The sequence below is a fragment of the Streptomyces sp. NPDC042201 genome (assembly GCF_055582185.1).
The window spans coordinates 79,740-99,823 of record NZ_JBVJDS010000014.1 but is presented as its reverse complement, the minus strand read 5'-3'; the positions used below and the strand labels follow the sequence as shown (position 1 = coordinate 99,823).

The following is a 20,084-nucleotide window of genomic DNA, read 5'->3' as shown; positions in this document are numbered from 1 at the left end:
CGGTACGACAATCGGCAGACACCTGATTGAAACCCTTCGGGGGTGTTGCGGCGGGGTGCTTTTGAGCCAGAATCTACGCGCGTTGTGCAATGGAACCGAAGGAGAAGAAATGCCGCTGAACAGAAGGACGTTCCTGGGCCACTCGGCCGCCGCCGGTGCCGGTGTGGCGCTCGTGGGTGGGGCGGCCATGCCGGCCGAGGCCACCGGCCACGGCCATGGTCACGGGCACGGGCGTCCGCAGAAGCGGTACTCGTTCACCGTGATGGGGACGACCGATCTGCACGGCAACGTCTTCAACTGGGACTACTTCACGGACAAGGAGTTCGACGACGCGGCCCACAATGACATCGGGCTCGCGAAGATCTCCACGCTGGTCGAGAAGATCCGTAAGGAGAAGGGCCGCCACAACACGCTGCTGATCGACGCGGGTGACACCATTCAGGGCACCCAGCTGTCGTACTACTACGCCAAGGTCGACCCGATCACCGCCAAGCGCGGTCCCGTGCACCCGATGGCGCAGGCGATGAACGCGATCGGCTACGACGCGGCGGCGCTCGGCAACCACGAGTTCAACTACGGCATTCCGGTGCTGCGCAAGTTCGAGGAGCAGTGCGACTTCCCGCTGCTCGGTGCGAACGCGCTGGACGCGAAGACGCTCAAGCCGGCCTTCCCGCCCTATGTGATCAAGAAGCTGCGGACGCCGCACGGCCAGGATGTCCGGGTGGCGATCATCGGGCTGACGAACCCCGGCATCGCGATCTGGGACAAGGCGAACGTCCAGGGCAAGATGACGTTCCCGGGTCTGGAGGAGCAGGCCGCGAAGTGGGTGCCGAAGCTCCGGTCGATGGGCGCCGACGTGGTCATCGTCTCCGCGCACTCGGGTACGGACGGCAAGTCGTCGTACGGCGACCAGGTGCCGTACGTGGAGAACGCGGCGACGCTGGTGGCCGAGCAGGTACCGGGCATCGACGCGATTCTGGTCGGGCACGCGCACGCGGAGATCCCGGAGCGCCGGGTGGTCAACAAGAAGACCGGCAAGGAGGTCGTGCTCTCCGAGCCGGCCAAGTGGGGCCAGCGGCTGACGCTCTTCGACTTCGACCTGGTGTGGGAGCGGGGCGGCTGGACGGTCGAGAAGGCCGGCTCGCAGGTGCTCAACTCGAACACGTCCGTCGAGGACACGAAGATCACCCGGCTGCTCTCGGACGAGCACCGCAAGGTCGTGGCGTACGTCAACCAGGTCATCGGTACGTCGACCGCCGCCATGTCCACGGTCGACGCGCCGTGGAAGGACGAGCCGATCATCGATCTGATCAACCACGTCCAGGCGGAGACGGTGAAGGCGGCGCTGGCGGGCGGCCAGTACGCGGCGCTGCCGGTGCTGTCGCAGGCGTCGTGCTTCTCGCGTACGGCGAAGATCCCGGCCGGTCAGGTGACCATCAAGGACGCGGCGGGGCTGTACCCGTTCGAGAACACGATGGAGGCGCGGCTGCTGACGGGGGCACAGATCAAGGAGTACCTGGAGTTCTCCGCGCGCTACTACGTGCAGACGGCGGCGGGTGCGCCGGTGGACACCTCGAAGCTGACCAACGCGGGCAACACGCCGGACTACAACTACGACGTGGTGTCGGGCGTGACGTACGAGATCGACATCGCGAAGCCCGAGGGGTCGCGGATCGCGAATCTGCAGTTCGAGGGGAAGGCGCTGGACCCGGCGGCGCAGTTCGTGCTGGCGGTCAACAACTACCGGGCGAGCGGCGGCGGGAACTTCCCGCATGTGGCCGCCGCTCAGCAGCTGTGGTCCAACTCGGACGAGATCCGCAACACGATCATCACGTGGGTGAAGGCGGCGGGCACGGTCGACCCGGCCGCGTTCGCCTCGGTGGACTGGAAGCTGACGCGGGACGGTACGCCGGTCTTCTGATCGGTCAGGTCCGTCTTCTGACAGGTCAGGTCGGTCTTCTGACAGGTCAGCGCGGGTCGGTGAGCGGGACCAGACCCCTCGGTGCGGGCACCGGGCGGGTCTGGTCCCTTTTGTCGAGTCCGAAGCTGGTGAACGCGGTGCGCCGGGGCAGCGGATAGGGCTCGGTGCCGGTGAGGTGGTTGAGGATGGTGGCGCTGCGCCAGGCGGCGAGCCCGAGGTCGGGGGCGCCGACGCCGTGGGTGTGCCGCTCGGCGTTCTGCACGTAGACGGAGCCGGTGACGGCCGGGTCGAGGGCGAGCCGGTAGTGCTCGTCGATGAGCGGGCGTTCCGACGCGTCCCGGCGCAGGTAGGGGTCGAGTCCGGCGAGGAGCCGCCCGAGGGGGCGTTCGCGGTAGCCAGTGGCGAGGACGACGGCGTCGGTGGTGAGCCGGGTCCTCGTGGCTTGCCGGCCGTGTTCCAGATGGAGTTCGACCTTGGTGGTGGCGACGCGCCCCGCGGTGCGGACGGTGACGCCGGGGGTGAGGACGGCGTCGGGCCAGCCGCCGTGCAGGGTGCGCCGGTACAGCTCGTCGTGGATGGCGGCGATGGTGCCGGCGTCGATGCCTTTGTGGAGCTGCCATTGGCGGGGGACGAGGTCGTCGCGTACCTGCTCGGGCAGGGCGTGGAAGTAGCGGGTGTAGTCGGGCGTGAACTGTTCCAGGCCGAGCTTGGAGTACTCCATGGGGGCGAAGGCTTCGGTACGGGCCAGCCAGTGGATCTTCTCGGCTCCGGCGGGGCGGGCCCGCAGCAGGTCGAGGAAGATCTCGGCGCCGGACTGGCCTGATCCGATGACGGTGATGTGCTCGGCGGCGAGCAGCCGTTCGCGGTGGTCGAGGTAGTCGGCGGAGTGGACGACGGGGACGGCGGGGGCGTCGACGAGCGGCTGGAGCGGGTCGGGGACGTACGGCTCGGTGCCGATGCCGAGCGCGATGTGGCGGGTGTAGGCGCGGCCGAGGGCTTCGGCGTCGCCGTCGGGGTGGAGCTGGGTGAAGTCGACTTCGAAGAGGCCGCGCTCGGGGTTCCAGCGGACCGCGTCGACCTGGTGGCCGAAGTGGAGTCCGGGGAGCCGCTGGCTGACCCAGCGGCAGTAGGCGTCGTATTCGGCGCGCTGGATGTGGAAGCGCTCGGCGAAGTAGAAGGGGTACAGCCGGTCGCGGGCCCTGAGGTAGTTGAGGAAGGACCAGGGGCTCGCGGGGTCGGCGAGGGTGACCAGGTCGGCGAGGAAGGGCACTTGGAGGGTGGCGCCTTCGAGGAGCAGGCCGGGGTGCCAGTGGAAGGCGTGGCGCTGCTCGTAGAAGGTGGCGGCGAGGCCGCCGTGGATGCCGTCGGCCAGGGCGGCGAGGGAGAGGTTGAACGGGCCGATGCCGATGCCCACCAGGTCGTGGGGGTGGTCGGGTCCGGTGGGGTGGTCGGTCATCGGCGGTGCTGCCTTCCACGAGCTTCCACGAGTACGAGCGGTGCGGTCCAGGTCGGCGGCGGGGTCCGCTCGTACACAGGGTGTCCGGGGATCGGTGGCGGTGCGCGTGGAGCTCGGCGAACCGAACCCGAAAGTGGGACTGCCGCGCGGTGCGGGGCAGGTGGAATCGCGCTCTCTGCTATGGGCAGCCGCCCCGGGACCTGCCGTACGTGTGTACGACCGGTCCCGGGGCGGTGAGGCGTGCGGGCGAGCGGTGCACCCGGCGCGTGCGCCCGGCGTCCGCGGTCAGGCGGTGCGGACCCGCAGCGCCCGGTGCAGATCGTCGAGCTGGTCGGCGAGCTTGCGGCGCAGCGCCGGGATCATGTCCGCGCCGGCCAGGGCCTCCCGGCCGAGCCGCAGCGACTCCTCGTCCACGGCGTGTTCCGGGAAGGCATAGCGCCCCGCGGCTTCGGCGATGGCGGGGCCCCTGCGGTCGCCGAGGGCCACGGCGTCGGGGTAGTAGCGGGGCACGTACTCCCGTACCAGCTCGGCCTGTTCGGGCTGCCAGAAGCCCTTGGCCGTGGCGGTGAACAGGTAGTTGGAGAGATCGTCCGAGCTGAACATCCGGGCCCAGGCCTCGGCCTTGGCGTCCGGGTCGGGGAGGGCGGCGCGGCAGCGGGCGGCGCCTTCCTGGCCGGTGGCGCTGGGGTCGCGGTCGAGTTCGGCGGCGATGGTGGCTGTGTCGACGGCGCCGAGGACGGCGAGGCGGGTGAGGACGCGCCAGCGCAGTTCGGGGTCGAGCTCCGGGCCGCCGGGGACGCTGCCGGTGCCGAGCCAGTCCTGCAGGGCGTGGGGCTGGGTGGCGGCGTCGATGAAGTGGCGTACGGCGGTCAGGCGCAGGCCGGGGTTGTGGCCGTCCTCGGTCCTGCGGATCAGGTCGCGGCAGATCGTGGTGAGGGTCGCGAGGGCGGTGGTCCTGTCCTCGGGGCCGAGGTAGCGGTCGGTGATCTGGGTGGCGGCGAAGGTGAGGACGCCTTGGACGAGCGCGAGATCCGTCTCGTGCGGGAGGTGGGCCCGGGCGGCGTCGAGGTAGGCGGTGGGGGCGAGTTCGCCGTCGCGGACCATGTCGCGGGCGGCGTTCCAGATGACCGCGCGGGTCAGCGGCCCCGGGATGCCGGAGAGGGCGCGCAGGGCGGTGTCCCAGGACGCGGCGTCGAGCCGGACCTTGGCGTAGCTGAGGTCGCTGTCGTTGAGGACGACGAGGGCGGGGCGGCGGCCGGGGCGTGTGGTGGGCCCGCCGGTGAGCGGCAGGTCCAGTTCGAGGCGTTCGCGCTCGACGAGCAGGCTGGGGTCGGCGGGGTCGAGGTCGTACGTTCCGACGGCGATGCGGTGCGGGCGGCTGCCGTCCCGTACGACGTCGAGGGTCCATTCGGTGCCGGTGCCGGTGACCTCGGGGGTGAGGGTGTCCACGCCGGTCGTACGGAGCCACTGCTCGGCCCAGGCGTGCACATCGCGGTCGGTGGCGCCGGCGAGGGAGTCGATGAAGTCGGCGAGGGTGGCGTTGGCGAACTTGTGCCGGGCGAAGTGGATGTTGATGCCGGCGAGGAAGTCCTTCTCGCCGAGCCAGGCGACGAGCTGGCGCAGCGCGGAGGCGCCCTTGGCGTACGAGATGCCGTCGAAGTTGAGCATCGCGGACGCGGTGTCGGGGACGGCGTCCGGGTCGGGGGCGACGGGGTGGGTGGAGGGGCGCTGGTCGGCGTCGTAGCCCCAGGACTTCCGGCCGATCCCGAAGTCGACCCAGGTGTCGGTGAAGCGGGTGGCTTCGGTGAGGGTCTGGTAGCCCATGTACTCGGCGAAGGACTCGTTGAGCCAGATGTCGTCCCACCAGGCGAGGGTGACCAGGTCGCCGAACCACATGTGGGCCATCTCGTGGGCGATGACCATGGCGCGGGTCTGCCGCTCGGTCTCGGTGACGGCGGAGCGGTAGACGAACTCGTCGCGGAAGGTGACGAGGCCGGGGTTCTCCATGGCGCCCGCGTTGAATTCGGGGACGAAGGCCTGGTCGTACGAGTCGAAGGGGTACGGCTCCTCGAACTTCTCGTGGTAGCGGTCGTAGCAGGCGCGGGTGATGTCGAGGATCTCGTCGGCGTCGGCGTCGAGGTAGGGCGCGAGGGAGCGCCGGCAGTGGATGCCGAAGGGCAGTCCGGCGTGCTCGGTGCGTACGGAGTGCCAGGGGCCCGCCGCGACGGCGACGAGGTAGGTGGAGATGAGGACCGTGGGGGCGAGGGTCCAGTGGCGCTCGCCGGTCCGCTCGGCGACCCCGTTGCCGAGGACGGTCCAGCCGTCCGGCGCGGTGACGGTCAGTTCGAAGACGGACTTCAGGTCGGGCTGGTCGAAGGCGGCGAAGACGCGCTGGACGTCCTCCATGAAGAGCTGGGTGTAGACGTAGGTCTCGCCGTCGGTCGGGTCGGTGAAGCGGTGCATGCCCTCGCCGGTGCGGGAGTACCGCATGTCCGCCTCGACGCGCAGCTCGTGCTCACCGGCGTCGAGCCCGGTGAGCGCGAGCCGGTTCTCGACGAGCGCCGCGGGGTCCAGGGGCTGTCCGTCGAGGGTGACGGAGCGCAGGGTGGCGGGCTTGAGCTCGACGAAGGTGTCCCCGGCCGCCCGTGTGGTGAACCGGATGACGGTCCTGGAGTCGAAGGTGTCCTCGCCGGTCGTCAGATCGAGAGCGATCGTGTATCGGTGGACGTCGAGGAGCTGGGCTCGGGTCTGCGCTTCGTCGCGCGTCAGTACGGACATGGAGGCCATGCTGCCCGATGGCCGGAGGGCGGCGCAGCAGTGTTCTTTGCGCTGTCAGCGCACGGGCCCGCACCGGCGCCGGACGGCGCCGCCCTTATGCGCCGGGGGTACGGACCGGCAGATCCCGCTCGCCCGCGACGGCGGCCAACCGCTTGTCGTAGGTGACGAAAGCGGTCAGCGCCTGTTCGAGCTGTTCGGCACAGGCCAGGTGGATGGCATCAAGGCTGCGCAGATGTCGTTGCGGAAACCTGCCCGCGGCGCGCAGGACCGGGTCGGTGAGACGGATGCGCAGCACACGGTCGAGCATGTCCTCGGCGGCGTCACCGACTTCGGGGTCCGCACCCGCACGTACGAGTGTGCGTGCAACTTCTGTCTGGGTTAGCGCGGACGTGACGTGCCCTTCGGAGGCCCGCGCCGCGAGAAAGGCGCGCAAGGCGGGGGTCTCCGGCTCTGGAAGCAGCAGTTTGAGAAGCGCGCAGGAGTCGAGGTAGATCAACGGTCCTCTTCCTCACGCATCGCCAGCAGGACTTCGGAGAGTCCGGCCGACGTAACAGGGCCGGCGGGCAGCGGCTGCCAGTCTCCAAGACCACGTGCCGACTCGGCGTTCTCCGGGTCCACCGTGCCGGTACGGACGAGGTCCTCCATGACGCGCTGCTCCGGGTCCGGCGGGCCGAGCACGGCGACGAGACGGCCGTTGCGGGTGATCTCGACCCGCTCTCCCGCCACAACTCTCTCGATCAGCTCACTCGCGTGCTGCTGGAGCTGGCGGATAGGCACTCGTGTCGTCATGGCACCCACGCTAGGCCCGGCGTGCGTCGGCTACCAGTTGTGTGCGGCGTCTTCGCTCGTACGAAGTACGCGGGGCCGGTGAGCCGGCCGGTGTCCACGCGCCGGGGCGCGGGCTACTGACCGTCGTCGCTGTCCCTCGTCTCGCCCGCGATCGTCTCGTGGTGGCGGATCACCTCGGCGATGATGAAGTTGAGCAGCTTCTCGGCGAAGGCCGGGTCCAGTCTGGCGCTCTCCGCCAGCTGGCGCAGGCGGGTGATCTGGCGGGCCTCGCGGGCCGGGTCGGCCGGGGGGAGCTGGTGCTCGGCTTTGAGGAAGCCGACCTGCTGGGTGCATTTGAAGCGCTCGGCGAGCATATGGACGACGGCCGCGTCGATGTTGTCGATGCTTTCGCGCAGACGGTTCAGTTCGGCGCGTACGGAGTCGTCGATGCCGGGGTCGCTCGTGGTCATGGTCCGGCAGCTTAGACCGGCCGGGCCGGGAACCCCGGGGTTGATCAGGATGCGGGATCCCACGATCCACGATCCCACGGACGAAGGAGGGACAGGTGGCGGGCCGATGCGCCCACCGCCTGTCCCTCCTCGGCTGCCTCGTACGAGCGAGGACTTACGCGCTACGCGTCAACGCGTCACAGGGTCGCCGCGGCCGAGGCGATGGCGGAGGCGAAGGTCGAGACCTCGGTGTAGACACCGGGGTAGCCGGGACGGGCGCAGCCGTTGCCCCAGCTCACGATGCCGACCTGGATGAAGGCTCCGGCGTTGTCCTTGCGGAACATCGGACCGCCCGAGTCACCCTGGCAGGTGTCGGTGCCGCCCTGGGCGTAACCGGCGCAGATCTCCTCGCTCGCGATTATGTCGCCGCCGTAGGACGAGTTGCAGCTGGCGTCGGAGACGAACGGCACGGTTGCCTTGAGGAGGTAGCGCTGCTGGGCGCCACCCTCGGTCGCGGCGCCCCAGCCGGCGACGGTGAAGTTACCGGTGTTGTACGCCGTGGTGGTGGCGATCTTCAGGGTCGGCTGGTTGATCGGGGCGGCGAGCTTGATCAGCGCCCAGTCCTTGCCCGCGCCGTTGTAGCCGGGGGCCTGGAGCACCTTGGTCGACTTGACCTTGATGGCGCTGGAGCTCTGCAGGTCGACGACGCCCGCGGTGGCGGTGATGCTGGTGTTGTTGCCCGATCCGCTCACACAGTGCGCGGCGGTCAGGACGACGGTCGGCGAGTACAGCGCGCCGCCACAGCCCATGGAGAGCCGGACCATGAAGGGGAATTCGCCGAGCGCGGCGCGGGTACCGCCGACGACGGGCGGCGCGATGGGGGCGGCCGCCTGGGTCTTGGCGACCGGCGCGGGCGCGGCGGAGGCGGAGGTGAGGTTGAGGCTGACGGCTGCGAGGACGACGGCGCCGGCGGCGGCACATCTCTTGAGGGTGCTCAGAACAGTCATCAGGATGCCTTTCGTGGGGGAGCTGCTGTGGGGGTGGAGCTCGGTGGCATTGCGTGGGGGCCCTGCGTACGCGGAAGGACCCGAGTCAACGCGCGTTGCGTTGCGATGACATGGGCCCGACAAGAAAGCGTGATCCGGATTATGCGGAGGAGATCAGCCACCCCACAAGAACCTAATTTCGGCCACCTCAAGGGGTTCTCCACCGGTCGCCGTCCGGCCACCGGACACCTCCACCTCCAAACCTCCGCGCATCGGACGCCTCACCGGCACAACCAGCACGTCGGGCGCATCTCCGGCACGCCCCCGTACGATGGATTCCGGACTGACCGTCCTTCAGGGGGGTACGGGCGTGGCGAACGGCGGCGAGGTCGTGCACGGCTATCCGCATCTCGACACCGCGCGGGCGGCGATCACCGCGCTCTACAAGCGGCTCTCCCCCGACGGCATCCGCTCGTACGCCCCCAGCGTCGCCCCGGCCGATGTGGCCTTCTCCGATCAGGACGATCTCTATCTCGGCACCCAGCGGGTGGCCCACGCCCTGGTGCAGCAGCTGCAGCTGCCCGACGCGCGCGTGATCGTGAGCTTCCGTGAGATGCGCCACGCGGCGAGCGTCGAGCTGACCGCGGGGCCCGAGTACTTCGTCGAGCTGAACAACCGCTTCCGCACCCATCGCCGGGACATCGGCGCCGCCCTCGCCCACGAGATCACCCATGTCCTGCTGCACCGCCTCGGGCTGAGCTTCCCCGGCACCCGCGACAACGAGATCCTCACCGACACCGCGACGACCTATCTCGGCGCGGGCTGGCTGCTGCTCGACGCCTACCGCGAGGACCGCGACTCCAGCCAGAAGCTCGGCTATCTCACGCCCGAGGAGTTCGGCTATGTCCTCGCCAAGCGCGCGCTGGTCTTCGACGAGGACCCCCGGATCTGGTTCACCAGCCCGCAGGGCTACACGTCGTACACGAAGGGCAGGACACAGGCGCTGGCCGACGAACAGCGGCCGCCGCTGACCACCGCGGGGTGGACGGGCCGGCACCGCTACGCCAAGGAGCGCCGCCACGCGCTCGACCACCCCGGCGTCCCCCCGGACCCTTCCTCGCCGGGCCCCTCCTCGCCGGACCCCTCCTCGCCGTACGCCTTCGAGCGGCTGCCGGACGGGCTGCGCGTCTCGTTCCCCTGCCCCACCTGCCATCAGCGCATCCGGGTGGCCGTCCAGGGACGGGTCCGGGCGCGCTGCGGGCTGTGCGGGACCGTGCTGGATTGCGACACCTGAGCGACCGCGCACGTAGGGTCGAAGTATGACCAAAGAGCCGACAGCGGGTGTTGAGGACCTGTTCGCGGCAGTGCACGGTGGCGCGGACGACACCGTTGTACGGCTGCTGCGCGCGGGCGTGCCCGCCGAGGCGACCGACCAGGACGGCCAGACGGCCCTGTATCTCGCGGCGGTCAGCGACGAGGCGGGCCTGGTACGGCTGCTTCTCACGGCGGGCGCCGACCCCGAGCGGGCGAGCGGCCCGGACGGCGGGGATCTGCCGCTGTGCGGCGCCGCGTGCGGCGGGCACACCGAGGTCGTACGGGCCCTGCTCGCCGCGGGCGCGCGGCCCGACAGCCGGGAGGAGTTCGGCTTCACCGCGGTCGCCTGGGCGGTCGTCCAGGGGTTCCCCGACACGCTGGAAGCTCTGCTGGAGTACGGCGCCGACCCCGATCTGCCGGGCCCCGGCGGCGAGCCGCCGCTGCTGCTGGCCGCCCGCCGCGGCTCCACGCCGTCCGTACGGGTCCTGATGCGGTACGGCGCCGGGGCGCAGGACGGCGCGCAGGGCGCGGCGCTCGCCGAGGCACGGCGCTGGATGGCGCTCGATGTGGAACAGGAGCTGCGGGACGGGCTGCTGCGCGCCTACGGCGACGGCTACGAGACGGTGGTGCGCCGGATCGAGGAGGACGGCTCGGTGACCGTCGTCGTCGAACTGCTGCGGGACGGCACGCCGACGGCCGGGCGCGAGCAGCAGACCGGGCACGCGGCCGTCGCGACGATACTCGAAGCGGAGATGGGCATCGCGACGCCGTACGAGGAGCTGGCGGGACGGGCGCTGAGCTGCGGGGATCCCGGCCGGGACGACTGGACAGAGGCGGTGGGCGCGCTGTGGCGGCGCGGCGACGAGGAGACGTTCCAGGCCGCGGCGGCGTGGTGCGCGAGCGACGAGCCGCTGCGGCAGGCCTTCGCCGCCGACGTACTGGCGCGGCTGGGCGCGGCGGACGGGCAGCGGCCGTTCACGGCGCGCGCGGTGCCCCTGCTGCGGGAGTTGTCCCGGCGGGCCGCGGAACCGGAGCTGGTCCGCGCGGTGGTGGAGGGGCTGGGCCAGCACGGCGACCCGGCCGCGCTGCCGGAGATCCTGCGCCACACTGGGTATCCGGACACGGAGGTACGGCGCCGGGCCGCGCTGGCGCTGACCGGGCTCGTACCGGGCGACCATCAGGACGGGGTGTGGGCGCTGACCCTGCTGAGCAGGGACGCCGACGCCTCGGTCAGGGACCGGGCGGTGGTGGCCCTGGCGGGCGTGGCCGCGGACACGCACCCGATCCGCGAGGCGCTGGCGGCCCGGCTGAACGATCCGGACCCGGACACGGCCGCAGAGGCGGCCAAGGGCCTGGCGGTACGTCAGGACCCGCGGGCGGTCGACGCGTTGGCCCGGATCCTGGCGGACGAGGACCCGGACGGGTATGCGCGGCGGACGGCGGTGGACGCCGTGCGGTACGTACCGGAGGGGCCGGACCGGCGCCGGCTGGAGCGGACCCTCCCCCGGCGCCGCCTCGCGGGGTGACCCGGCGGGCGCCGGGAGCGGCGCACGGGTGTGACCGGCCGGTCCTTCGGGACCGGCCGGTCTCTGGTTCCTGAAACGCGTGGCTGATCAGCTGAGCCGCAGCACCCCGGGCGCTTCCTCTTCGATGAGCCGCACGAGCTCGTCGAAGACGGTGGCCCCCCGGCCTGCCCGGGCCTGGTCCAACTCCGTCTGAATTCCAGCCTTGTTGTCAGGGTGCGCGCGCTCCAGCCGCCGCTGGAGCGTCCGCACGGTCTCCTCCTGGCCGAGCATCCAGCGGGAGATTTCGTGCCGGCGCCATTCGATGACGAAGTCGCCGTCGTCCGGCGTCCCGTACCCGCCGCGCAGACAGTCCGCGAGCGCGTCGAGATTGCGCCCGAAGTATCCGCCGGGCCCGTTCACGGCCGCGCCGATCACCTGCCAGAAGCGATCGAGGTCGGTGACCTCCGCCCCGTCGATCACATACGTCACCGTCATGAGGCGGAGATTACCTTCCGCTCAGCAGCCGTAGTTGACGAGCGAGAACGACGCGTAGTGGTTGGAGGTGTAGTAGTCCTCGTTGGTCTTGTTGCCCGTGACGATGCGGCGCGCGCCACGGTCGGGGGAGCCCGGCGTGATGACGGTGTACTCGTGGTAGTAGCCGGTCGACTGGCTCGGCAGGATCCGCTCACGGTTCTGGAAGACGGCGCCGTCCTGCTTGTACGGGAAGGGCCCGCCGGCGTCGATCAGGTCGAGGGTGTCGTGGGCCTGGGAGGGCAGCTTGGAGTAGCAGATGCTGCCGACCGCGGCGGGGGCGGCGGTAGCGGTGGCGGTGACTCCACCGACGAGGAGAGTCGAGACGAGGGCGGCGAGGCCACCAAGGGTGGCGATACGTGGGGGAATTCGCATGCGCTCATAATGACGCGCGTAGACAGGGACACGTCAATGCCAACCGCGCGGAATTTCCGGGAAGTTAACCGGCGCGCGTGGCCCGGTCGCGCTCCGTACACCGGCGCGGCGGCCGGTGCGTCCGCAGTTGGCGCGGCCCTTCTGCCGCCGGGCGGATGACGGCCGGCCCATCGGCGGCTGGGGCAGGCGGGGCGGATGACGGCCCCGCGGTGCGATCAGCCTTCGAGTTCGTGCCGGACCCGGCGGGACGGGGTGAAGGTGTAGAGGTCGAGGATGCCGGGAGGCTCGACGAGGCCGGGTCCGCCGTCCTTCACCCAGGCGGTGATGTCGGCCGCGGCGCCGGGGTCGTTGACCTGGCCGAGCCAGACGGGACGGCCACCGGCCCGACGGCCCTCGGCGGAGGGCTGGATGACGATGACGTTGGCGCGCTCGCACGCGTCCAGGCAGTCGGTACGCCGCACCATGGCGACCCCGGCCAGCGCGGTACGCAGGTCGGTGAGCTGGGCCTCGTGGTCGAGGCGCGGGACTTTGGCGGGGGTGCCGCAGCAACAGCCGCGGCAGACCGTGACGGTGGGCCTGGCCGTCCCCGTGACGACGGGCCCGGCGGCCGTCCCCGTGACGGGGGCGGTCTTCTTGCCACGGCGGCTCACGCGCGGCTCCTCTCCGTTGTCCGTTCCGTTGTGGCCGCGCGGTTCCACGCGGCGTCGCGCAGCAACCGCAGCCCGTTGAGTCCGACGACGACCGTCGAGCCCTCATGCCCCAGCACGCCGAGCGGCAGCGGCAGATGCCCCACCAGGTCCCAGACGACCAGGCCGGAGAGGAACACCCCGGCGATCACCAGATTCTGCACCACCAGACGGCGGGCCATGCGCGCGAGCGCGATGACGGTGGGGACGGTGGCCAGTTCGTCGCGGACGATGACGGCATCGGCGGTCTCCAGAGCGAGGTCGGAACCGGCCCGGCCCATGGCGATGCCGGTGTGGGCGGCGGCCAGCGCGGGGGCGTCGTTGACGCCGTCGCCGACGACCAGCACCCTGCGCCCCGCCGTCTCCTGCTCGCGGACGGCGGCGACCTTGTCCTGGGGCAGCAGCCCGGCGCGGACGTCCGTGATGCCGGCCTCCGCCGCGAGGCGGGCGGCGGCGCGCGGATTGTCGCCGGTCACCAGCATCGGCGTCCTGCCGGTCAGTGCGGCCAGGGAGGCGACGGTGGCGGCCGCGTCCGGCCGCAGCCGGTCGGCGATGCCCAGCACGCCGACCGGGACGCCGTCGCGCTGGACGAGGACCGCGGTCCGGCCGCCGTCCTCCACCTCTCGTACCGCCTCTGAAGCCGCCTCCGAAGCCGGCGCCGATGTCGCGCCCGTGGCGTCGCCCGGCAGCCGGGCCGGGGCACCGACCGCGATGGTGCGGCCCTCGACGCGGACGCTGACCCCGATGCCCGGGGCGGAGGCGAAGCCCACGGCGGCGGGGATGGTGAGGCCGCGGGCGCGGGCTGCGTCGACGACGGCGCGGGCCAGGGGGTGTTCGCTGGGGTGCTCGGCGGCGGCAGCCAGGGCCAGCAGGCCACCCTCCGTCAGATCGCTGCCGGGCAGCGGGCGGACGTCGGTGACGCGCGGGGTGCCTTCGGTGAGGGTGCCGGTCTTGTCCAGGGCGACCGCGTCGACCTGCGCGAGGCGTTCCATCACGACGGCGGACTTGACCAGGACGCCGTGGCGTCCCGCGGTGGCGATGGCGGAGAGCAGGGGCGGCATGGTGGCCAGCACCACCGCACACGGAGAGGCGACGATCATGAAGGTCATCGCCCGCAGCAGAGAGCTGGTCAGGTCGCCGCCGAAGCCCAGGGGGATCGCGAAGACAGCCAGGGTGGCGGCGACCATGCCGAGGCTGTACCGCTGTTCGATCTTCTCGATGAACAGCTGGGTGGGGGCCTTGGTCGCGGTGGCTTCCTCGACCATCGCCACGATCCGGGCGATCACGGAGTCGGAGGCGTCCCGCTCCACCCGGACCCGTAGGGCGCCGGTGCCGTTCAGGGTGCCGGCGAAGACCTCGTCCCCGGCCTCCTTCACCACCGGCAGCGGCTCCCCGGTAATGGTGGCCTGGTCGACTTCGCCGGTCCCGTCCAGAACCCGGCCGTCGGCGCCGACGCGCTCGCCCGGGCGGATGAGGATGGTGTCGCCGACCGCGAGGTGCGCGGTGGCGACCGTCTCCTCCGCGCCGTCGCCGCCGAGGCGGGTGGCGGTGGTGGGGGCGAGATCGAGCAGGCCGCGGACCGCGTCCTGGGTACGGGCGGTGGCCAGCGACTCCAGGGCGCCGGAGGTGGCGAAGATGACGATCAGCAGCGCGCCGTCCATCACCTGCCCGATCGCCGCCGCACCGATCGCGGCCACGATCATCAGCAGGTCCACGTCCAGCGTCCGGTCCCGCAGCGCCCGCACTCCCTCCCTGGCCGGCTCCCAGCCGCCGGTGAGGTAGGCGGCGGCGTACAGCGGGCCCCATGCCCAGGCCGGGGCCCCGGTCAGCTGGAGTGGCAGCGCGACCAGGAACAGCGCCACGGCGGCCCCGGCCCAGCGGGCCTCCGCCAGCGCGAATACCCGCGTACGGCGCCGCGGGACCGTCGCCGCAGCAGCCGGCACCGGCCGTCCGGGGCGCTGGAGCAGGACAGAGGGCATGACGGAACGACCCTTCACGGCGGAGGACGACGACCTCTCCACCGTACAGGAACATCTGAACAGGTCTTCATGTGTCATCGTTAGGATGGACGCCATGGGTCATGGAGCCGACGGCAAGAACACCGCCACCACCCGCGAGCGCCTGGACGCCGTGGGGACGGCGGACGTGGCCGCGACCCTTCAGGCCCTGACCACCCCCTCGCGGCTGTACATCCTGGCCCGTCTCCAGGAAGGCCCGTGCGCGGTCGGGGACCTCGCCGAGGCCGTCGGCATGGAACCGTCCGCCTGCTCCCACCAGCTCCGCCTGCTGCGCAACCTGGGCCTGGTGACGGGCGAACGCCGCGGCCGCTCGATCGTCTACGCCCTTTACGACCATCACGTGGCCGAACTGCTGGACCAGGCCCTGTTCCACGTCGAGCACCTGCGCCTGGGCCTGCACGACGCGGCGGCCGACGAAGCGGAACCGGCGGCGGCCCGGCGGTAACGCTCGCCGGCACCTGCCGCACCCCGCGCTTCGTCCGTACAGGTCCGTGCAGGTCCGTGCAGGTCCGCGCTGGTCCACACAGGTCCGTGCAGGTCCGCGCTGGTCCACACAGGTCCGTGCAGGTCCGCGCTGGTCCACACAGGTCCGTGCAGGTCCGTGCAGGTCCGTGCAGGTCCGTGCAGGTCCGCACAGGTCCGCACAGACGAAAGCCCGGCAGCGCGCTGGGCGCGATGCCGGGCTTCGTCGTGGTCCGTCCTGCGGGCAGGCGGCGCCGGGGTCAGGCAGCGGTGCGGCGACCGCCTTCGGCGCCGCGTCCCGGGCGGCCACGGCGGCCACGGCTGCCGCGTGCGGCGCCGCCCAGCCGGGCCGCGCCTCCACCCGTACCCGTACCCGCGCCCGTGCCCGGGTTCTTCCGTGCCGGACGGGCCGTCCGCGGCTTCTGCTTCGCCTGGACGGCGGGCTGCGGCACCTCGATGGTGACGGCCACCCCGGAGGGCTCCCGCGCACCGGTGAGCTGCGCCAGCTCCTCGTCCGTGGACTTGATCCGCGCGGACCTGGGGTCGATCCCCGCGTCCGACATCAGCCGGGTCATCTCCCGCCGCTGCTCGGGCAGCACCAGCGTGACCACACTGCCGGACTCCCCCGCACGGGCGGTGCGCCCGCCACGGTGCAGATAGTCCTTGTGGTCGACGGGCGGGTCGACGTTCACGACCAGGTCGAGATCGTCGACATGGATGCCACGGGCCGCGACGTTGGTCGCGACGAGGGCGGTGACCTGGCCGGTCTTGAACTGGTCGAGTGTCCGGTTGCGCTGCGGCTGCGAGCGGCCGCCGTGCAGTCCGGCGGCGCGTACGCCGCTGGCCAGCAGCCGCTTGACCAGCCGGTCCACGGACCGCTTGGTGTCCAGGAAGAGCAGCACCCGGCCGTCACGCGCCGCGATCCGCGTGGTGACGGCCTTCTTGTCGGTCTCGTCCGCGACGTAGAGCACGTGGTGCTCCATCGTGGTCACCGCGCCCTGGGACGGGTCGACGGAGTGGACGACGGGGTCCGTCAGGTACAGCCGTACGAGCCGGTCGATGTTCTTGTCCAGCGTCGCCGAGAACAGCATCCGCTGCCCGTCCGGCTCGACCTGCTTGAGCAGCGCCGTGACCTGGGGCATGAAGCCCATGTCGGCCATCTGGTCGGCCTCGTCGAGCACGGTGATCGAGACGCGGTCGAGCCGGCAGTCGCCGCGCTCGATGAGGTCCTTGAGCCGTCCGGGGGTCGCGACGAGCACCTCGGCGCCGCGCCGCAGCGCGCCCGCCTGCTTGCTGATCGAGAGCCCGCCGACGACCGTGGCCAGCTTCAGGTTCATGGCGGTCGCGTACGGGGTGAGCGCGTCGGTCACCTGCTGCGCCAGCTCACGCGTGGGCACCAGCACCATCGCGAAGGGCGCGCGGGGCTCGGCACGCCGGCCCGCGGTGCGGGCGAGGAGCGCCAGACCGAAGGCAAGGGTCTTGCCGGATCCGGTACGTCCGCGGCCGAGGATGTCGCGGCCCGCGAGGGAGTTCGGCAGCGTCGCGCCCTGGATGGGGAACGGCTCCGTCACACCCTGGGCGGTGAGTGTCTTCAACAGGCCGGCAGGCATGTCCAGCTCGTCGAACGCCTCGACGGCCGGCAGTGCGGGGGTAATGGTCTCCGGCAGCGTGAATTCCTGCGGGCGCGCGACGGCGCGGCGGGCGGGTGCCTTCGCAGGCCCCTTGGCGCGGGAATTCACCGGGCGCTTACCGGCGGGTCGGGCAGCACGGGCCGGGCGTTCGGGTCGGGTCATTCGGAAAAAGCCTTCCTGGGCCTGAGGACAGCGCAAGCCGGGGCCCGCACCTGCACGGTGCGGGCCCCGGCACGAGGTACGCGTCCGGAAATTAGGCCGGGACGATGTTCTCCGCCTGCGGGCCCTTCTGGCCCTGCGTGACGTCGAACGAGACCTTCTGGCCCTCCTGGAGCTCACGGAAGCCCTGGGTGGCGATGTTCGAGTAGTGGGCGAAGACGTCGGCGCCGCCGCCGTCCTGCTCAATGAAGCCGAAGCCCTTTTCCGAGTTGAACCACTTCACGGTGCCAGTAGCCATGTCATTCTCCTAAAACAGGTGCAGAGCCGGAAATCCGCACTTTACGAATTCCTCGTCGCCGCATTGAGCCCCATCCGGAGAAGCCGGCAAAAACAATAATGCGCCTGAGGAACATTCCCGTCAGGCGCACATAAAGTTCATGGGTACCAAAACTGCAACGCAGTCAGCCTAGCACGCCCCGGCCGCGCACATCGAGCCCGACACACCCCGATGATCACGACCCCCGCCGGCGGCCGGATCTCCCCCGCGCGCCTTCGCCTGCCCCTGGTCCTCAGCCGTCCTCGCGGGGCGCGCTGTCGTCGTTCCCGCGCCGTACGGTGCGCAGCGGCCGGCCCGGCTGCCAGACCCGTACGACAAGATCTTCTCCCTCGACCCGGGTCCGTACGACCTCGGTGAGTTCCACTCGGAAGAGATGGAACGGCAGCGGCGGCCGGACCTCCGCGACGAACCGCGCGATCACGCTCTCGTCGCTCACCTCCACCGCCCGCCCGCCGACCCTGACGTCTCCGTCCGCCGCGATTCCGTCGTCGCCCCCGTCGCCTCCGTCGCCGCCTCCGCCCGGGTTCGCGTGCACGGCGAAGCGCGGATCGCGCAGCAGGTCCTGGGCCTTACGGGAATTGGGCATCATGCCGAGCCACAGCTCCCCGGAACGGAAGAAGACCTCGAGCCCCGTCACCCGCGGGGAGCCGTCCTTGCGGAGAGTCGCGAGGACATGGTGGGTGTACTGCTCGAATCGCCGCCGCACGGTCTCGGCGAAGCGGGGCTCCGCCGAGACGAAATCGGCCCAGGTGTGTGTCATACGTGCAGCCAACCCCGGATACCGGACATCTTCTGTCGCCTTTCCCGACGGGATTCCCGCGACCTGACCGGCGGGCCTGACTCTCAGCGGGGCGACGACGGAGCGTGACCGGGTTCCGTGCCGGGCGGGAGCGACACATGCGCCCAGACCATCTTCCCGGGCCCACGGCGCTCACTGACTCCCCAGACGTCCGACAGCGCGTCCACGAGGACCAGCCCCCGGCCGCCGCTGTCATCAAGCTCCGGCGTCCGCTGCTGCGGCTGATCGGAGGAGGCGTCGTGCACCTCGATACGCAGCCCGCCGTCGGGGCGCGGCACATACCGGGTCTCGATCTCCCGCCCCGGGGACACCCGGGCGTGCCGGGCGGCGTTCGTGAGTAACTCGGAGAGGATCAGCAGGGCCGAGTCCTCCAAGGCCGAAAGCCCCCAGTCGGCAAGCGCCTTACGCAACTCCAGCCGCGCGAGTCCGACGCAGCTGGCATGCCGGCTCCACCGCAGAACGACGGCGTCGCCGAACGGGGAGTGGGCGTCGCTCATGCCCGGTCCGTACGCCATCAGGCCACCGCCGGCCGGCAGCCCACTGGCGAAAACAAGACTCGCGGCAGCGAATCGAAGAGGCGGACGATAAACTCCACCATTGTTGGCGCTCCTTCACTAAGCGTCGGCCACGCCCCCGGACGTCCAGCAACGTCGCGGGGGTCTTTCCATGTGGCGATATGGCCATGCGGAACCGCCCCCACGGCATTTATTGAATTCCCTTCGGAGAAGCCTCACTTCGGCTCTGTTCCGATAAGGGAAGGGGTAGTAACACCCTCTCCCATCGGGCACACTGAGTACATATCCGAGCTGTCACCAAAGGCCGTCCGTAGACGGCGACTTAGGCGAAGGAAGGTTCGATCGAAGTGGAGCTGAACAACGAATCAGGCAAGCTCACACCACGGTTGAGGCTGGGCAGGCGGGTACGTCGCCTGCGAGAACGGAAGGGACTGTCACTCCGTCAACTCTCCGAACACGTGGGCGGCTACTCGCACAGCTATCTCGGTCGGGTGGAGTTGGGAGACCAGCTACCGTCCGAAGCTCTGGTGAACTCGCTGGACGCGTTCTTCGACGCCGACGGGATTCTGAACGAGCTCCTGGAGCTGGCGCACGACAGCTCGATTCCCGACTACGGGCGGGTAGTTGTGAGCAAGGAGGCGGAGGCCGAACGGATTCAGGTGTTCACGAGCAGCCTCATTCCGGGGCTGCTCCAGACCGAGGATTACGCGCGGGAACTATTCCGCGTGTCGCTACCAGGCGCATCCGAAGACAAGTTGAACGATCTCGTAGCGATTCGCATGCACCGGAAGGTGATCTTCGAGCGCAAGGAGCCGCTGTTCTACTGGGCAATCATGGATGAAGCGGCCCTCAGGCGCCCCATGAGGAGTGCGAAGCTCATGGTGAGGCAACTTCACCATCTGCTGGTCGCAGCCGAGCGGTCCCACTCCACGGTTCAAGTACTGCCGTTCAACGAGGGAGGACACCCCATGCTAGGTGGGTGCCTGAGCTTGCTCACGCTGCGCGATGGCGGAATGATGGCCTTCGTCGAGAGCTTCAAGACCGGTGAAACAGTAGAGTTGCCGAAGAGGGTAATCGAGCTGACGCAGGGATTCGATGTCGCCCGGTCCCTGGCTCTACCCGAGGACAAATCCCTCGACCTGATCCGTAGATACCTGGGAGAGTACGAAGATGAAGACGATTCCTGACGCATCCGTTCTGGCCGCTTGGCGCAAGTCCAGCTACAGCAACAACGGAGACGGCGCGTGCGTCGAGGTCTCCGACGGCTACCCCGCCGCCGTCCCTGTCCGTGACAGCAAGAACCCGCACGGCCCCGCCATCCTCTTCCCCACCCACCACTGGTCCACCTTCATCACCGCCGTCAAGCACGGAGAACTTCCCGCCTAGGACGTTTC

At 70.6% G+C, this 20,084-nt stretch carries 20 protein-coding genes; 6 read left to right on the top strand and 14 right to left on the bottom strand.

From position 1 onward, the window contains the following. Positions 1-109 precede the first annotated feature (109 nt). On the top strand, positions 110-1,921 hold the full coding sequence (locus ACZ6MZ_RS29120; protein WP_384187939.1) for a bifunctional metallophosphatase/5'-nucleotidase: 1,812 nt from the start codon (positions 110-112) through the stop codon (positions 1,919-1,921). A 46-nt stretch (positions 1,922-1,967) separates the two neighbouring features. Here ACZ6MZ_RS29120 and ACZ6MZ_RS29115 read toward each other — a convergent pair whose 3' ends face one another. The 6 genes from ACZ6MZ_RS29115 to ACZ6MZ_RS29090 all read right to left on the bottom strand — a co-directional run bounded on the left by ACZ6MZ_RS29115 (position 1,968) and on the right by ACZ6MZ_RS29090 (position 8,379). Then, on the bottom strand, positions 1,968-3,377 hold the full coding sequence (locus ACZ6MZ_RS29115) for a lysine N(6)-hydroxylase/L-ornithine N(5)-oxygenase family protein (RefSeq protein WP_469355307.1): 1,410 nt from the start codon (positions 3,375-3,377) through the stop codon (positions 1,968-1,970). A gap of 285 nt (positions 3,378-3,662) precedes the next feature. After that, positions 3,663-6,155, bottom strand: coding sequence for an aminopeptidase N (gene pepN, locus ACZ6MZ_RS29110; RefSeq protein WP_469355305.1), 2,493 nt, complete (start codon positions 6,153-6,155; stop codon positions 3,663-3,665). Between the two features lie 94 nt (positions 6,156-6,249). Next, positions 6,250-6,651: a type II toxin-antitoxin system VapC family toxin gene (locus tag ACZ6MZ_RS29105; protein ID WP_389786874.1), complete on the bottom strand. Its 402-nt coding sequence runs from the start codon at positions 6,649-6,651 to the stop codon at positions 6,250-6,252. Beyond that, positions 6,648-6,944, bottom strand: a complete 297-nt coding sequence (locus ACZ6MZ_RS29100) for a type II toxin-antitoxin system Phd/YefM family antitoxin (RefSeq protein ID WP_389786871.1) — start codon at positions 6,942-6,944, stop codon at positions 6,648-6,650. Before ACZ6MZ_RS29100 ends, ACZ6MZ_RS29105 begins: the two co-directional genes overlap by 4 nt. A 113-nt stretch (positions 6,945-7,057) precedes the next feature. Further along, positions 7,058-7,393: a chorismate mutase gene (locus tag ACZ6MZ_RS29095; RefSeq protein ID WP_384331387.1), complete on the bottom strand. Its 336-nt coding sequence runs from the start codon at positions 7,391-7,393 to the stop codon at positions 7,058-7,060. A 176-nt stretch (positions 7,394-7,569) separates the two neighbouring features. Further along, on the bottom strand, positions 7,570-8,379 hold the full coding sequence (locus tag ACZ6MZ_RS29090) for a S1 family peptidase (protein WP_469355302.1): 810 nt from the start codon (positions 8,377-8,379) through the stop codon (positions 7,570-7,572). Positions 8,380-8,689: 310 nt separating this feature from the next. Between ACZ6MZ_RS29090 and ACZ6MZ_RS29085 the strand changes: the two genes are divergently transcribed. Together ACZ6MZ_RS29085 and ACZ6MZ_RS29080 are read left to right on the top strand one after the other, a co-directional pair. Further along, positions 8,690-9,652 carry a hypothetical protein gene (locus ACZ6MZ_RS29085; RefSeq protein WP_469355300.1) on the top strand — a complete coding sequence of 321 codons (963 nt, stop codon included), beginning with the start codon at positions 8,690-8,692 and terminating at the stop codon, positions 9,650-9,652. A gap of 25 nt (positions 9,653-9,677) precedes the next feature. Further along, positions 9,678-11,198 (top strand): ankyrin repeat domain-containing protein, encoded by a 1,521-nt coding sequence (locus ACZ6MZ_RS29080; RefSeq protein WP_469355298.1) that lies wholly within the window; start codon positions 9,678-9,680, stop codon positions 11,196-11,198. An 87-nt stretch (positions 11,199-11,285) separates the two neighbouring features. On the opposite strand, the gene ACZ6MZ_RS29075 is transcribed toward ACZ6MZ_RS29080, so the two are convergent. The 4 genes from ACZ6MZ_RS29075 to ACZ6MZ_RS29060 all read right to left on the bottom strand — a co-directional run bounded on the left by ACZ6MZ_RS29075 (position 11,286) and on the right by ACZ6MZ_RS29060 (position 14,748). Then, positions 11,286-11,672, bottom strand: a complete 387-nt coding sequence (locus tag ACZ6MZ_RS29075; protein ID WP_469355296.1) for a barstar family protein — start codon at positions 11,670-11,672, stop codon at positions 11,286-11,288. A gap of 21 nt (positions 11,673-11,693) precedes the next feature. Continuing rightward, the gene (locus tag ACZ6MZ_RS29070; protein ID WP_384187964.1) at positions 11,694-12,083 is read right to left on the bottom strand and encodes a guanyl-specific ribonuclease; all 390 of its coding nucleotides are present in this window, start codon (positions 12,081-12,083) and stop codon (positions 11,694-11,696) included. Positions 12,084-12,298: 215 nt separating this feature from the next. Next, positions 12,299-12,733, bottom strand: a complete 435-nt coding sequence (locus tag ACZ6MZ_RS29065) for a (2Fe-2S) ferredoxin domain-containing protein (protein WP_469355294.1) — start codon at positions 12,731-12,733, stop codon at positions 12,299-12,301. Then, positions 12,730-14,748, bottom strand: a complete 2,019-nt coding sequence (locus ACZ6MZ_RS29060; RefSeq protein ID WP_469355292.1) for a heavy metal translocating P-type ATPase — start codon at positions 14,746-14,748, stop codon at positions 12,730-12,732. The genes ACZ6MZ_RS29065 and ACZ6MZ_RS29060 overlap by 4 nt, the downstream gene beginning before the upstream one ends. A 94-nt stretch (positions 14,749-14,842) precedes the next feature. Here ACZ6MZ_RS29060 and ACZ6MZ_RS29055 point away from each other — a divergent pair, with 94 nt between their 5' ends. Further along, positions 14,843-15,232: an ArsR/SmtB family transcription factor gene (locus ACZ6MZ_RS29055; RefSeq protein WP_384331543.1), complete on the top strand. Its 390-nt coding sequence runs from the start codon at positions 14,843-14,845 to the stop codon at positions 15,230-15,232. 277 nt (positions 15,233-15,509) lie between these two features. Here the strand turns inward: ACZ6MZ_RS29055 and ACZ6MZ_RS29050 are convergent, their stop codons facing one another. The 4 genes from ACZ6MZ_RS29050 to ACZ6MZ_RS29035 all read right to left on the bottom strand — a co-directional run bounded on the left by ACZ6MZ_RS29050 (position 15,510) and on the right by ACZ6MZ_RS29035 (position 18,672). After that, positions 15,510-17,042, bottom strand: coding sequence for a DEAD/DEAH box helicase (locus ACZ6MZ_RS29050; RefSeq protein ID WP_389786853.1), 1,533 nt, complete (start codon positions 17,040-17,042; stop codon positions 15,510-15,512). A 91-nt stretch (positions 17,043-17,133) separates the two neighbouring features. Further along, positions 17,134-17,337, bottom strand: a complete 204-nt coding sequence (locus ACZ6MZ_RS29045; RefSeq protein WP_015607926.1) for a cold-shock protein — start codon at positions 17,335-17,337, stop codon at positions 17,134-17,136. Positions 17,338-17,608: 271 nt separating this feature from the next. Next, positions 17,609-18,136 carry a pyridoxamine 5'-phosphate oxidase family protein gene (locus tag ACZ6MZ_RS29040; protein WP_469355290.1) on the bottom strand — a complete coding sequence of 176 codons (528 nt, stop codon included), beginning with the start codon at positions 18,134-18,136 and terminating at the stop codon, positions 17,609-17,611. Positions 18,137-18,219: 83 nt separating this feature from the next. Then, the gene (locus tag ACZ6MZ_RS29035) at positions 18,220-18,672 is read right to left on the bottom strand and encodes an ATP-binding protein (RefSeq protein WP_389786849.1); all 453 of its coding nucleotides are present in this window, start codon (positions 18,670-18,672) and stop codon (positions 18,220-18,222) included. Positions 18,673-19,037: 365 nt separating this feature from the next. Between ACZ6MZ_RS29035 and ACZ6MZ_RS29030 the strand changes: the two genes are divergently transcribed. Together ACZ6MZ_RS29030 and ACZ6MZ_RS29025 are read left to right on the top strand one after the other, a co-directional pair. Then, positions 19,038-19,877, top strand: coding sequence for a helix-turn-helix domain-containing protein (locus ACZ6MZ_RS29030; protein ID WP_469355288.1), 840 nt, complete (start codon positions 19,038-19,040; stop codon positions 19,875-19,877). Further along, complete coding sequence (locus tag ACZ6MZ_RS29025) at positions 19,861-20,076, top strand: DUF397 domain-containing protein (RefSeq protein WP_469355286.1); 216 nt, start codon at positions 19,861-19,863, stop codon at positions 20,074-20,076. Before ACZ6MZ_RS29030 ends, ACZ6MZ_RS29025 begins: the two co-directional genes overlap by 17 nt. Positions 20,077-20,084 lie beyond the last annotated feature (8 nt).

Coding starts and splice junctions, on each gene's coding strand:
- ACZ6MZ_RS29120 (WP_384187939.1), top strand. CDS start 110: ATGCCGCTGAACAGAAGGACGTTCCTGGGCCACTCGGCCGCCGCCGGT.
- ACZ6MZ_RS29045 (WP_015607926.1), bottom strand. CDS start 17,337: ATGGCTACTGGCACCGTGAAGTGGTTCAACTCGGAAAAGGGCTTCGGC.
- ACZ6MZ_RS29055 (WP_384331543.1), top strand. CDS start 14,843: ATGGGTCATGGAGCCGACGGCAAGAACACCGCCACCACCCGCGAGCGC.
- ACZ6MZ_RS29080 (WP_469355298.1), top strand. CDS start 9,678: ATGACCAAAGAGCCGACAGCGGGTGTTGAGGACCTGTTCGCGGCAGTG.
- ACZ6MZ_RS29050 (WP_389786853.1), bottom strand. CDS start 17,042: ATGACCCGACCCGAACGCCCGGCCCGTGCTGCCCGACCCGCCGGTAAG.
- ACZ6MZ_RS29115 (WP_469355307.1), bottom strand. CDS start 3,377: ATGACCGACCACCCCACCGGACCCGACCACCCCCACGACCTGGTGGGC.
- ACZ6MZ_RS29090 (WP_469355302.1), bottom strand. CDS start 8,379: ATGACTGTTCTGAGCACCCTCAAGAGATGTGCCGCCGCCGGCGCCGTC.
- ACZ6MZ_RS29035 (WP_389786849.1), bottom strand. CDS start 18,672: ATGAGCGACGCCCACTCCCCGTTCGGCGACGCCGTCGTTCTGCGGTGG.
- ACZ6MZ_RS29095 (WP_384331387.1), bottom strand. CDS start 7,393: ATGACCACGAGCGACCCCGGCATCGACGACTCCGTACGCGCCGAACTG.
- ACZ6MZ_RS29075 (WP_469355296.1), bottom strand. CDS start 11,672: ATGACGGTGACGTATGTGATCGACGGGGCGGAGGTCACCGACCTCGAT.
- pepN (WP_469355305.1), bottom strand. CDS start 6,155: ATGTCCGTACTGACGCGCGACGAAGCGCAGACCCGAGCCCAGCTCCTC.
- ACZ6MZ_RS29085 (WP_469355300.1), top strand. CDS start 8,690: ATGGATTCCGGACTGACCGTCCTTCAGGGGGGTACGGGCGTGGCGAAC.
- ACZ6MZ_RS29025 (WP_469355286.1), top strand. CDS start 19,861: ATGAAGACGATTCCTGACGCATCCGTTCTGGCCGCTTGGCGCAAGTCC.
- ACZ6MZ_RS29070 (WP_384187964.1), bottom strand. CDS start 12,083: ATGCGAATTCCCCCACGTATCGCCACCCTTGGTGGCCTCGCCGCCCTC.
- ACZ6MZ_RS29060 (WP_469355292.1), bottom strand. CDS start 14,748: ATGCCCTCTGTCCTGCTCCAGCGCCCCGGACGGCCGGTGCCGGCTGCT.
- ACZ6MZ_RS29040 (WP_469355290.1), bottom strand. CDS start 18,136: ATGACACACACCTGGGCCGATTTCGTCTCGGCGGAGCCCCGCTTCGCC.
- ACZ6MZ_RS29100 (WP_389786871.1), bottom strand. CDS start 6,944: ATGACGACACGAGTGCCTATCCGCCAGCTCCAGCAGCACGCGAGTGAG.